Raw genomic sequence first — 12,550 nt, 5'->3', positions numbered from 1 at the left:
ATTATAGCGATGGTTTCTCGGCTGTGCTATCCGAAAAATCCAATATGGCTGTACGAAGAAACGTCGCAGCAAATTCCTCGGGGGGAAGTGGCACGCTGACGATGTAACCCTGGATCTGTTCGCAGCCTTCGGCGGTGAGAAATTGCTGCTGCGCCTGGGTTTCGACACCTTCGGCGATGACGGTGAATTGCATGCTGCGGCCCAAGGCGATGATTGCGCGAACAATGGCCGCGTCGTGTGGGTCGTCCGGCAGGCCGCGGACGAAGGATTGGTCGATCTTGAGGATGTCCAGCGGCAGGCGTTTGAGGTAGCTCAGGGACGAATAGCCAGTGCCGAAATCATCGATTGCCAGTTGCACACCCAGGCGTTTGAGTTGATGCAGCACCGCCAGCGCCTCTTCGGCCTGGCTCATGATGAAGTTTTCAGTGATTTCCAGTTGCAGGAAGCCGGGATTGAGGTGGTTGTCTTTGAGCAATTGTTCGATCCGGCCAAGCAGGTTCGGCTGGCGCAATTGCGCGCCCGCGAGATTGACGGAGAGTGGGCCCAGGCACTCATAGACCTGACTCCACTCGTACATCTGTCGGCAGGCGGTCTCCAGCACCCAATCGCCGATTTGCAGGATCATGCCGTTTTCTTCGGCGAGGGGAATGAAGTGCTCGGGAGGGACATCGCCAAAGGTGGGATGACGCCAGCGGATCAGCGCTTCAGCACCGACCACTCGATGGTCATCCAGACTGATTTTAGGCTGGTAGTACAACAACAGCTCATTGCGCTCGATGGCACGCCGCAGTTCATGTTCCAGCGCCACGCGCTCGCTGGCTTGGGCGGTGAGGTCGCGGGTGTAGCTTTCAACCCGGTTACGACCCTTGGCCTTGGAGCGGTACATCGCGGCATCGGCGTTCTTGACCAGCGTCGCGACGTCGCAGCCGTCTTTGGGATACAGGCTGGTGCCAATGCTGGCGCTGATGAAAAACTCGTGCTCGCCGGCCTGGAAAGGGGCGGAAAAGCAATTGAGCAGCTTGGTGGCAATGTTGTCGGCATCGCTGGACTGTTGCAGCCCCGGAAGCAGAATGATGAATTCATCGCCACCGAGTCGCGCCACGGTATCGATATCGCGTAGCTGCTCCTTGAGGCGCACGGCGATGCCTTTGAGCAACAAGTCGCCGACCGGGTGGCCGAGGCTGTCGTTGATGTGCTTGAAGCGGTCCAGGTCGAGGAACAGCACGGCGCCCTGGCCGCCGTTTTCCTGCTGGCTGTTCAGTGCAGTCAGCAGCCGACTTTCGAACAAGGTGCGGTTGGGCAGGCCGGTCAGCGGGTCGTGGTGCGCCTGGTAGTCGAGTTTGGCCTGAGCGTGCTTGAGGCTGGAAATGTCTGCAAACACCGCAACAAAGTGGGTGATGAATTTGTCTCGGTTGCGCACTGCATTGATCGTCAGCCAGCTCGGGTAAAGCTCGCCATTCTTGCGTCGGTTGGAAATCTCGCCCTGCCAATGACCATCGGCGGTCAATTGATGCCACATCGCCGCATAAAAGGCGCTGTCATGCAGCCCCGAGGCAAGCAGGCGAGGGGTATGGCCCAGCGCTTCGCTCTCGCTGTAACCGGTAATTTCGGTAAAGGCACGATTGACCGCGCTGATGTGCTGCTGGGTGTCGGTGATCAGGACACCCTCGGCAGTGCTCTCGAACACCGTGGCGGCCTGTTGCAGTTTCTCCTGCATCAGGTGCCGCTCGGTAATGTCCCGGGCAATGGTCAACATGCAGTCTTCATCGCCGATGGGTAACGGCCGGCTGGAAACCTCACAGAGCCTGATCTGCCCGTCTTTGCGGCGGATGTGGCAACTGAAGTCGCGCACGAAACCGTCCCGGTGCAACAGCTCGAGCATCTGTTTTCGTTCGTTGAGGTTGACCCAGATCCCCAGGTCCAGGGCTGACCGATCCACGGACATCGCGCTGTTGAAACCGGTAATACGGCTGAAACCTTCGTTGACCTCCAATAACAAACCATCGCTCTGCCGGGACAGCAGCAAGCCATCGGGGGAGGCATGAAAGGCCTTGGCGAATTTTTCTTCGGAGGTTTGCAGTTGTTGCTGGGTTTCCTTGAGCTGGCTGATGTCCCGCACGACGACCACCAGGGCCGGGGTCGTATCGAGATCGAAGGGCTCGGCGGAAATCAGGCCGGTAAACATCTGACCATTGCTGCGGCGAAAGGGCATCTCCAGGTTGCGGATGCTGCCGGCCTGCAAACGCTGCAACAAACCTGGCCCCACGCCGGGAACGCCCCAGATGTTCAGGTCGGTGGCGGTCTGGCCGACGACGTCTTCGGCCTTGAGACCGATCTGTTCTTCGAACGCTTCATTGACTTCCAGCAGGCAACCGTCGGAAAGCCGCGCAATCACCAGAATATCCGGGCATTGCTGGAACACTGAAGCAAACTTCTGTTCCGACAGGCGCAATGCCTCTTCGGTGCGCTTGGCTTCGCTGATGTCGATCATCAGCCCGCGCAGTACCGGTTCATGGGCATGCTCGATCAGGCTGACGATATCGCGGACCCACAGGCAGCGGCCGTCGGCGGTGATGACCCGGTAATCGACGCTGTGATCGCGCCCGGCGGCTACTTCACGGTCGCAAAAGGTTTGGGCGCGGGTCAGATCCGCCGGGTGGATGATGTTGCGCCAGAAGCCTGGAATCAGCCAGTGGGACAGGGGGTAACCAAGGAGTTCCTCTGCATGGGGTGAGACGTAGCTGTAGGTGTAATCGCTGATCCGGGCTTCCCAGGCGATGGCCGAAAGACTCTCCACCAGCCCGCGATAATGGTATTCGCTGCTGCGCAGCTCCTGTTCCAGAGCGACCCGCCGGGCAATTTCCGAGCTGAGCCGGCGATTGATCCGGATAACCACCGCCAGCACGATCATCAGAAGCAGCAATCCAGGCAGGCCGTAAGTCAGCACGTCGAGCCAGATGGTCCGATGATCCAGGACGTTACCGACCCAATGTTCCTGGATGGCACTGATTTCACTTGGAGTCATGTCCGCCAGGACTTTGTCCAGGATGCTGACCAACAGCTTGTTGTTCGGTGGCACGGCCATCGCCAACTGGTAGCGATAGGGTGTTTCACCGCTGACGTAGAGGCCGTCGAGCTTGAGCTGGCGCAGGCTCCAGACACTGGAGGCAAGATCGCCTACTACGGCGTCCACAGCGTCGGTGGCAAGCGCTTGCAGCGCCGAGCTGACATTGGGCATTGCCACCAGATTCAGGTCGGGATGGCGGGTGCGCAACAGTTCATGGGGGGCGTAGTTTTCCACCACGGCGATCTTCAGGCCGTACAGGTCTTCGAGTTTGCGCGGTTGGGGGCCTCCGACATGAGCCAGAATGACAATCGGAAAGTCGAGATAGGGGCGGGTGAACGACAGATACGTCTGACGCTCGGGGGTCGACATGATGCCCGGCAAGATGTCTAGCTTGCCTTGTTTGGCCTGCTGCAAGACTTCAGTCCAGCTGACCGGCTCGATGGGCGTAAGTTTGGTGCCCAGCCGTTGACGGATGACGTTGATGTAGTCCGCTGCCAGGCCCTGATAACGCCCGTGCTCGTCGCGAAACTCAAACGGCGGCCAGGACGCGTCCACGCCCAGGCGCAATTCCGGGTGAGCCGTTAGCCAGCTACGTTCTTCGTCGGTCAGAGTCAACGCGCCAGCCGTTGCGGTCCAGGTCATTAGCGACAGCAAAAAAAGCACGGTCGGCCATCTGGGCATAACGGTCTCGTTACGGCTTGGGGGAATGCTTCGAGTGTAGACGGGCTATGCGGCGGGGGGGATGTACGGGGCATTTAATCTGCATAAAGCAAAACCCCCGGCCAGGGCCGGGGGTTTTGTGATCACTCGTCGAGGAAGGAGCGCAAATGCTCGCTTCTCGTCGGGTGGCGCAGCTTGCGCAGCGCCTTGGCTTCGATCTGACGAATCCGTTCACGGGTCACGTCGAACTGCTTACCAACCTCCTCAAGGGTGTGGTCGGTATTCATGTCGATACCGAAGCGCATGCGCAGAACCTTGGCTTCACGGGCAGTGAGGCCGGACAGGACTTCGCGAGTCGCTTCTTTAAGGCTCTCAACAGTGGCGACATCGATTGGCGACTGCATGGTCGAGTCTTCGATGAAGTCACCCAGATGAGAATCTTCGTCATCACCGATCGGGGTTTCCATGGAGATCGGCTCTTTAGCGATCTTCAATACCTTGCGGATCTTGTCCTCAGGCATTTCCATGCGTTCGCCCAGCTCTTCCGGGGTCGGTTCGCGACCCATTTCCTGCAGCATCTGCCGGGAAATACGGTTGAGCTTGTTGATCGTCTCGATCATGTGCACCGGAATACGGATGGTGCGGGCCTGGTCGGCGATCGAGCGAGTGATCGCCTGACGGATCCACCAGGTGGCATAAGTCGAGAATTTGTAGCCGCGGCGGTATTCGAACTTGTCTACCGCTTTCATCAGGCCGATGTTGCCTTCCTGGATCAGATCGAGGAATTGCAGGCCACGGTTGGTGTACTTCTTGGCGATGGAGATCACCAGACGCAAGTTCGCTTCGACCATCTCTTTCTTCGCGCGGCGGGCCTTGGCCTCACCGATCGACATGCGACGGTTGATGTCCTTGATCTCGGCGATCGTCAAACCGGTTTCGGTTTCCAGCGCGGTCAGCTTTTGCTGGCAACGAATGATGTCCGGTTGCAGGCGACCAATGGCTTCTGCGTATTTGCTTTTGCCTTTGGCCAGTGCATCGGTCCAGCTTTCGTCGACTTCGTTGCCCGGGAACTGGCGCAGGAAGTCGGCACGCGGCATGCGGGCATCACGAACGCACAGTTGCATGATCGCGCGCTCTTGCTGACGCAGACGATCCAGGGCGCTGCGAACACGCTCGACCAGGCCTTCGAATTGCTTCGGCACCAGTTTGATCGGCATGAACAACTCAGCCAGGACTACCAGCTCGGCAATTGCCAGCTTGTTGCCACGACCGTGCTTTTTCAGGGCCTTGCGGGTGATTTCCATCTGATCGGCGACAGCGCCAAAGCGCTGTGCGGCGATGACCGGATCCGGGCCGCTTTCGGCTTCTTCTTCGTCATCGCTCGCTTCGGCGTCATCGTCGTCGGTGTCGTCGTCCGCTTTCACGGCTTTCGGATCGACAGGCGGTGGCACTTCGGCCGCAGGCGGCGCAATGCCGTCGTCCGGGTCGATATAACCGCTCAGGACGTCGGACAGGCGGCCACCTTCGCTGGTGACGCGAGCGTACTCGGAGAGGATATGGTCAACCGTGCCAGGGAAGTGCGCGATTGCGCCCATCACTTCGCGGATGCCCTCTTCAATACGTTTGGCGATTTCGATTTCGCCTTCACGCGTGAGGAGTTCTACCGTACCCATTTCCCGCATGTACATGCGCACGGGGTCGGTGGTGCGACCAATGTCGGTCTCGACCGCCGCCAACGCTGCCGCCGCTTCTTCCGCGGCCGCCTCGTCGGTATCGGCGTCGGCCAGCATAAGGGCATCCTTATCTGGCGCAACCTCGAATACGTTGATCCCCATGTCATTGATCATGCGGATGATGTCTTCCACCTGTTCCGGATCTGAAATATCCTCCGGCAGGTGGTCGTTGACCTCAGCGTAAGTCAGGTAGCCCTGCTCACGACCCAATAGGATCAACTCTTTGATACGAGACTGCTGTTGCGCTTTTCCGGACATAACACCCTATCCACTGAAGGTCTTGGCGGGCAAAAAACAAGCCGAGGATTATACCTGAGCTATGACCTCACGCGCCAGTTGAGGTCGGGTTTGATGCGGAAACATTGCGACTTAAAAGGTCGCGCAGTTGGTTTTTCTCTTCGGTATTCAATTCACTTTGACGTGCTTTTCGAAGAAGTTGTTCCAGGTTTCGCTCGCGTTGGCGTGCTGACAAACTAGTTATGGTGTCGAAAAACTGTTGTTCAAGGTTATCTCCATCAATCAGCCATTCCTTCTCTGCCAGCGCTTTTAGCAGTCGGCCTTGTTCGGTGCCGTGCCAGCGAGCAATCAATTGAAATGAGTTTAGCTTGGGATTCTTCTGCACGGCTTCGAGCAGCGCGACCAACAGTTGCGTGTTGGTATGGTCCTCGGCGGCGAAGTGCCCGGCATCCTCGACTTTCTCAGCCAGTTGCGGGTGATGCAGCAGCGTACGCAAGGCGGCCAGGGTGGGCGGCTCTACAGCGGCCGGAATCCGTGGTGCGCGCGGTTGATCGCGATCACCACCCCGTTTGCCATTCTTGTCCCACGGCTTCTTGTCCCATTTCTTGCCGCTTGCGCCAGGTTTCTTCGGCGTCCATTCCTGCTGCGGCGCGTACATCTCTTGTGCCTGCGGCTGATGGTAGTCGCTGTAATCCGGCATGGCATCGTAATCGATGCCTGGATCATAAGCGGGGGGCGCTTCCTGAGGATGAGGCGTACTTTGAACCAGTTGACTCACGGCTTCACCGCTAAGCCCGGTAATTTCGCTCAGGCGCTGGCGCATCAAGATACGCAGGTTGGCACCCGGGACTTTGTCAATCAGCGGCGCGGCGAGGGTGGCCATGTGGGCCTTGCCTTCCAGGGAGCGCGGGTCCGATTCCTCGGTCAGCTGTTGAAAAAAGTAATCGGCCAGCGGCTGGGCGTGCTGATTGATCCGTGCGCGGAAGGCGTCAGTGCCCTCAGATCGGATCAGGGTATCCGGATCTTCGCCTTCAGGCAGGAACAGAAAGCGCGCCCGACGGCCGTCTTGCAGGCATGACAGAGTTGCCTCCAGTGCCCGCCAGGCGGCGTTTCGGCCTGCCTGGTCGCCATCAAAGCAGAACAATACGCTGGGCACGACGCGAAACAGGCGTTTCATGTGTTCTTCGCTGGTGGCGGTGCCCAGTGTTGCGACGGCATTGCGCAGGCCTTGCTGGGCGAGGGCGATGACGTCCATGTAGCCTTCAACGACGATGATTTCGTCGAGGTTGCGATTGTTCTTGCGTGCTTCATAAAGGCCATAGAGTTCCTGGCCCTTATGGAATACCGGAGTTTCAGGGGAGTTCAGGTATTTCGGCTTGTCGTCGCCCAGTACCCGGCCGCCGAAGGCAATAATGCGCCCGCGACTGTCGCGGATCGGGAACATCACTCGATCGCGGAAGCGATCATAGCGCTTGCCGGTTTCGGCGTTCTCGATCAGCAGGCCGGCATCGATCATGGCCTTTTGCTGCAGGGTATCGCTGCTCAAGTGCTTGTACAGATTGTCCCAGCCGGGCGGGGCGAAACCGAGGCCGAAGTCTCGGGCGATTTCGCCCGTCAGTCCGCGACCCTTCAAATAATCCACGGCGGCTTTGCGCAACGGATGGCTTTTCAGGGCTTGACGATAAAAGTCGGCGGCGGCGGTGAGCAGCGGGTACAGCGGCGAATCGGTAGGCTGGCGCGGTTTGTGCGGCCGACCGCTTTCTTCGCGGGGAATTTCCATGCCGGCGGCTTTGGCCAGTTCTTCGACAGCCTGGACGAAATCCAGATTGTCATGGTCCATCATGAAGCCGAGGGCGTTACCGCCAGCGCCGCAGCCGAAACAGTAATAGAACTGTTTGTCGGGGCTGACGCTGAAGGAGGGGGTTTTCTCTTTGTGAAACGGGCAGCAGGCCGTGTAGTTCTTGCCGGCTTTTTTCATTTGCAGGCGCGAGCTGACCACGTCGACGATGTCGGTGCGGTTCAGAAGGTCGTCAATGAAGCTCTGGGGAATTAGCCCGGCCATGGCGTTCTCGTCATCTGCGCTGAAATGGACCCAAAACGAAAGGCGGCCAAACGCGGGTCGTTGTTCGAGGCGCGCAAGGTGTGCGGCTCGACCTGTGTCGTCTGCGTATCGCTGTCGGGAAGTGTATCTGCCGAAAATCCACTGACGTTAATACCAATCAGTATTCGACTATTTGAAAGTGTTTCGCTGAATCCGGCGACGGCCAGTCATTGGCCTCGGATAGCTCATAAGCGGGCACGCAAGAAGGTGCCTTGGGCTGATCGTCGTGAGAGGAATCAGTGGGTGTGCTCGTCAGTAGCCTTGGAAGGCTCGTCAGAAAAGACGTGCACCGCTGGCAAAAGAGCCAGGTCTGACGCTGTGAAGCAGGTTTGTCTCGGTCGCGTCTGCGGCTTTGACGGTGAAGCATCAAGCGTTGTCCGCAAATGCCATTAGCCCGGCTGAGGGCCGGGCTTGGCAGAAGCTTGCTACGATCGTCTGTATATTAGTACAGACGAACGGCGCGGCGCTGTTCGCGCTGAACTTTCTTGGCGTGACGCTTAACAGCGGCTGCTGCCTTGCGCTTACGCTCAGAAGTTGGCTTCTCGTAAAATTCGCGGCTACGAACTTCAGCCAGTACACCGGCTTTTTCGCAGGAGCGCTTGAAACGACGCAGAGCTACGTCGAAGGGTTCGTTCTCTTTTACTTTGACGGCTGGCATCCAGAGCTACCTTCATTCATTACCGGGGTCAACATCCTCGCGGCAAAAGAGCACTTGAAGACGTCGGTTTTTAAGGGTTGCGGATGTTAACCCCTCATCGCTCGGAATGCAAAGCCTCTGATCGAAAACCGCTGGTCGGGGCATCACGCGACGACTATTATGCGCGCCTTCGAATTCAGCCTCTACAAGGCGCAAACCCATGCTAGTACTGGGATTAGAAACCTCTTGCGACGAAACCGGTGTCGCACTTTACGACAGTGAACGCGGGCTGTTGGCCGACGCGTTGTTCAGTCAGATCGATCTGCATCGTGCCTATGGTGGCGTGGTGCCGGAGCTGGCGTCCCGTGATCACGTCAAACGCATGCTGCCCTTGATTCGTCAGGTCCTGGCCGAGGCCGACTGTGTGCCGACCGAGATCGACGCCATCGCATATACCGCCGGTCCCGGCTTGGTGGGGGCCTTGCTGGTGGGAGCTTCCTGCGCACAGGCGCTGGCCTTTGCCTGGGGGATCCCGGCCCTGGGTGTGCATCACATGGAAGGACATTTGCTGGCGCCGATGCTGGAGAAGCAACCGCCTGAGTTCCCGTTCGTCGCTTTGTTGGTGTCAGGTGGTCATACACAGCTGGTTCAGGTCGACGGGATTGGCCAATACACGCTCCTTGGCGAGACCCTTGACGATGCTGCCGGCGAAGCATTCGACAAGACAGCGAAGATGATGGGCCTGAATTACCCGGGTGGCCCGGAAATCGCGCGTCTGGCGGAGCAGGGCGTTGCAGGACGTTTCACTTTTCCGCGTCCGATGTGTGATCGTCCAGGCTTGGCTTTCAGCTTCAGCGGCCTGAAAACCTTCGCTCTGAACACTTGGCAGCAGAGCGTCAGCGCCGAGGACGACAGCGAGCAAGCCCGTTGCGACATCTCGCTGGCGTTCCAGCAGGCCGTGGTGGAGACTTTGACCATCAAGTGCAAGCGTGCGCTGAAACAGGCGGGTCTCAAGCGTCTGGTCATCGCAGGGGGCGTCAGCGCCAACAAGGCGCTGCGGGCTTCACTGGAAAAAATGCTCGGCGACATGAAGGGTGAAGTGTTTTATGCCCGTCCGGAGTTCTGCACCGATAATGGCGCGATGATCGCGTTTGCCGGTTGCCAGCGCTTGCAGGCAGGCCAGCATGAAAGCCTGGCGATCAGCGTGCAGGCGCGCTGGCCGATGGAGCAATTGTCGGCGTTGTAATGAGCGGCGTTCACGTGCGGTATTTAAAAATGCCGTTCGCGCCCGGCAAACAGGTCGCGTAGATTGCCGCGATGACGCCAGACGATCAGGCCTGTGAGCGCGCTCATGGGGAGCAGTGCCGCCGGTTCTTGCCAGGCAAGCAGCGGCAGGGTCAGTGGTGTGGCAATCAGGGCTGCGAGTGAGCTGGTGCGGGTCAGGTAGAACGTCAGCAGCCAGGCGCAGACCGCCAGCAGTGCGGCGGGCGGGTAGAGTCCCAGCAGCATGCCGGCCGCGGTGGCGACACCCTTGCCACCGCGAAAGCGGAAGTACAGCGGAAACAGGTGCCCGATAACGGCGCAGACGCCGATCCAGGCTTGTTGCTGCAGCGAAAGGCCCGCTGCACCTGCGATCAATACGGGTAGCAGACCTTTGTTCAGGTCGCCGAGCAAGGTCAGGATGGCGAGTTTCCTGCCGGCCAGGCGCAACATATTGGTGGCACCGGCATTGCCCGAGCCACTCATTCGCGGATCGGGGTTACCGGTCAGGCGGCTGAGCAAAATGGCGAAGGACAGAGAGCCGAGCAGGTAGGCGAGGATCGCCAGTAACCAAAACATGCTAACTATTCCGGGCGAGGACGCCCTGATTCTAACGGCGCATTGCGCCCTTGTCGTGCAGTGGAGAGAAGTGCTTGGACAGAGTGTTTATCGAGGGCCTGGAAGTCGACACCGTAATCGGTGCCTACGACTGGGAACGAGGCATCCGACAGTGTCTGCGACTTGATCTGAGCTTCGCTTGGGACAATCGTCCGGCCGCAGCCGGTGATGACCTGACCCTGGCGCTCGACTACGCGAGCGTTTCGTCGCGCATCCAGGCATTTGCCGAGCAGGCTCAGTTTCAACTGGTCGAAACTTTTGCCGAGCGTCTGGCGCAAGTGCTGATGAGCGAATTCAAGATCACCTGGATGCGCCTCAAGCTGACCAAGCCAGGTGCCATCCCGGCTGCCACCGGTGGTGTGGGCGTGGAGATCGAGCGCGGATGTCGCTGACTCAGGTATACCTCGGGCTCGGTAGCAATATCGAGCGCGAAGCCCATTTGCAGGCAGGCCTGGATGCCCTGGCGGCTTTCCTGGTGGATATGCGCTGTTCGGCGGTATTCGAAAGCCAGCCGGTAGGGATCAAGAGCGGGCCGTTTTTCAACTTCGTGGTCTCGGCCTTCACCGATCTGCCGCTGATGGAACTGGATCGACGGTTGAAATTCATCGAGGCGGATAACGGTCGGTACGCGCCCGACCGCAAGGGCTTGCCGCTGGATATCGACGTGCTGCTGTTCGGCGATCTGGTGGGCAACTTCGATGGCTTGATCTTGCCCAGGGCAGAGATTCTGAAAAACGCCTTCGTGCTGTGGCCGTTGTCGTTGATTGCACCGGATCGTGTGCATCCGGGTGTAGGCAAGAGCTTTGCCACTCTGTGGGATGAAGCGCAGATCGATCAGGTGTTGGCGCCGGTGGCTTTTGAGTGGCGCGGTAAGCAGTTGACTCCTTCGAATTTGTTGTGAGGCGCAAGACGCCTTCGCGGGCAAGCCTCGCTCCTAAAGGTGACGCCGTTCATCACCTGTAGGAGCGAGGCTTGCCCGCGATGCTTTTCAAGCAGGCGCCGCCGCTTTGTAAGCCTTCAACGCCTTGAGCCGCTCGCCTTTGATTGCCTCACCCAATTCCGGTCCTTTGAATCCCTTCTCCAGCAACGGCTGAACGGCAACACTTCGCGCTGCAGTTGCCGCGCCCCGTAAATAATCCGCCTGTGGATAACTTCGCTGCTCCAAGCCTTTACGCCCTCGAGCGTCCATCTCGCACGCCGCGATAAACTCCTCAAAGCGCTGAGGTCGACGATAGACGTCGAAACTCTGCAGCAACTCCAGCAAGGTCGACGCTTTCAACTCCAGCGCACGATGGCCGTGGGTGTGATATTTGCCCACTAACAGCGCCAACTCCTGACAGTCTTTGGGTGCCTTGAAGCGCTCATTGACCGCTTTGATCAGCTTCAGGCCTTTGTGCTCGTGAGCGATGTGGCGGGGCCATTCTTCCTCAGGCGTCAAACCTTTGCCCAAGTCATGCAGCAAGCAGGCCCAGCGTACAGTCAGCGGTTGTCTGTGCAGCGCCGCTTGCTCCAACACGCTCAGGGTATGCACGCCCGTGTCGATTTCCGGGTGATGGGCTTCAGGTTGCGGTACACCGAACAGCGCGTCGACTTCCGGCATCAACACCTTGAGCGCGCCGCATTCGCGCAGCACCTCGATGAATACCTGGGGCTGGTCTTCCATCAGTGCGCGGGCGATTTCTTTCCAGCTGCGTTCGGGCGTCAATGCCTCCAATTCACCTGATTCGCTGAGTTGACGCATCAGCTCCAGAGTCTCGGGGGCGACGGTGAAACCCAGTTCCGCATAACGCGCGGCAAAGCGGGCAACGCGCAAAACACGGAGCGGATCTTCGGCGAACGCGGGGGAAACGTGGCGCAGCAAGCGAGCTTCGAGATCCCGTTGGCCATGGTAAGGATCGGTCAGGTTCTGTTGATCGTCTTCGGCCATGGCGTTGATCGTCAGGTCACGGCGAATCAGATCTTCTTCGAGGGTGACATCCGGGCTGGCGTGAAAGATGAAGCCGCCGTAGCCGCGCCCGTTTTTGCGTTCGGTGCGGGCGAGGGCGTATTCCTCGCCGCTTTTGGGGTGAAGAAACACCGGAAAGTCTGCGCCCACCGGACGAAAGCCCTTGGCGAGCATTTCTTCAGTGGTGGCGCCTACAACAACCCAGTCGATATCGGTGACAGGTTTGCCTAGCAGGCGATCGCGGACCGCACCGCCGACTTTATAAATCTGCATAGAGAGCCTCCGTTAGCCC

The 12,550-nt window shown here is 58.9% G+C and carries 9 protein-coding genes; 3 read left to right on the top strand and 6 right to left on the bottom strand.

What is annotated here, in order from left to right; translation table 11 throughout:
• Window position 1: 1 nt before the first annotated feature.
• The 4 genes from FHW68_RS22380 to rpsU form a co-directional block, all read right to left on the bottom strand.
• Window positions 2-3,748, bottom strand: a complete 3,747-nt coding sequence (locus FHW68_RS22380; RefSeq protein WP_095630844.1) for a bifunctional diguanylate cyclase/phosphodiesterase — start codon at window positions 3,746-3,748, stop codon at window positions 2-4.
• A gap of 122 nt (window positions 3,749-3,870) precedes the next feature.
• Complete coding sequence (rpoD, locus tag FHW68_RS22375; RefSeq protein WP_095630843.1) at window positions 3,871-5,718, bottom strand: RNA polymerase sigma factor RpoD; 1,848 nt, start codon at window positions 5,716-5,718, stop codon at window positions 3,871-3,873.
• A 67-nt stretch (window positions 5,719-5,785) separates the two neighbouring features.
• Window positions 5,786-7,759: a DNA primase gene (gene dnaG / locus FHW68_RS22370; protein ID WP_095630842.1), complete on the bottom strand. Its 1,974-nt coding sequence runs from the start codon at window positions 7,757-7,759 to the stop codon at window positions 5,786-5,788.
• A 481-nt stretch (window positions 7,760-8,240) separates the two neighbouring features.
• A complete protein-coding gene (gene rpsU, locus FHW68_RS22365) occupies window positions 8,241-8,456 on the bottom strand; it encodes a 30S ribosomal protein S21 (RefSeq protein ID WP_002551877.1) in 216 nt (71 codons plus the stop codon).
• 199 nt (window positions 8,457-8,655) lie between these two features.
• On the opposite strand from rpsU, the gene tsaD reads away from it, so the two are divergent.
• Entirely contained in the window at window positions 8,656-9,681 is a 1,026-nt protein-coding gene (gene tsaD / locus FHW68_RS22360; protein ID WP_183683150.1) for a tRNA (adenosine(37)-N6)-threonylcarbamoyltransferase complex transferase subunit TsaD, read from the top strand.
• A 23-nt stretch (window positions 9,682-9,704) separates the two neighbouring features.
• Here the strand turns inward: tsaD and plsY are convergent, their stop codons facing one another.
• Complete coding sequence (gene plsY, locus FHW68_RS22355) at window positions 9,705-10,274, bottom strand: glycerol-3-phosphate 1-O-acyltransferase PlsY (protein ID WP_095630840.1); 570 nt, start codon at window positions 10,272-10,274, stop codon at window positions 9,705-9,707.
• Between the two features lie 74 nt (window positions 10,275-10,348).
• On the opposite strand from plsY, the gene folB reads away from it, so the two are divergent.
• Both folB and folK read left to right on the top strand, forming a co-directional pair.
• Window positions 10,349-10,705 carry a dihydroneopterin aldolase gene (gene folB / locus FHW68_RS22350; protein ID WP_007904249.1) on the top strand — a complete coding sequence of 119 codons (357 nt, stop codon included), beginning with the start codon at window positions 10,349-10,351 and terminating at the stop codon, window positions 10,703-10,705.
• Window positions 10,696-11,214, top strand: coding sequence for a 2-amino-4-hydroxy-6-hydroxymethyldihydropteridine diphosphokinase (gene folK / locus FHW68_RS22345; RefSeq protein WP_095630839.1), 519 nt, complete (start codon window positions 10,696-10,698; stop codon window positions 11,212-11,214). Before folB ends, folK begins: the two co-directional genes overlap by 10 nt.
• Before the next feature lie 87 nt (window positions 11,215-11,301).
• On the opposite strand, the gene FHW68_RS22340 is transcribed toward folK, so the two are convergent.
• On the bottom strand, window positions 11,302-12,531 hold the full coding sequence (locus FHW68_RS22340) for a multifunctional CCA addition/repair protein (RefSeq protein WP_095630838.1): 1,230 nt from the start codon (window positions 12,529-12,531) through the stop codon (window positions 11,302-11,304).
• Window positions 12,532-12,550 lie beyond the last annotated feature (19 nt).

The sequence above is a fragment of the Pseudomonas sp. Tn43 genome (assembly GCF_014192635.1).
In the GTDB taxonomy this organism is placed as follows: Bacteria; Pseudomonadota; Gammaproteobacteria; order Pseudomonadales; family Pseudomonadaceae; genus Aquipseudomonas.
This window is presented reverse-complemented; position numbering and strand designations above follow the sequence as displayed.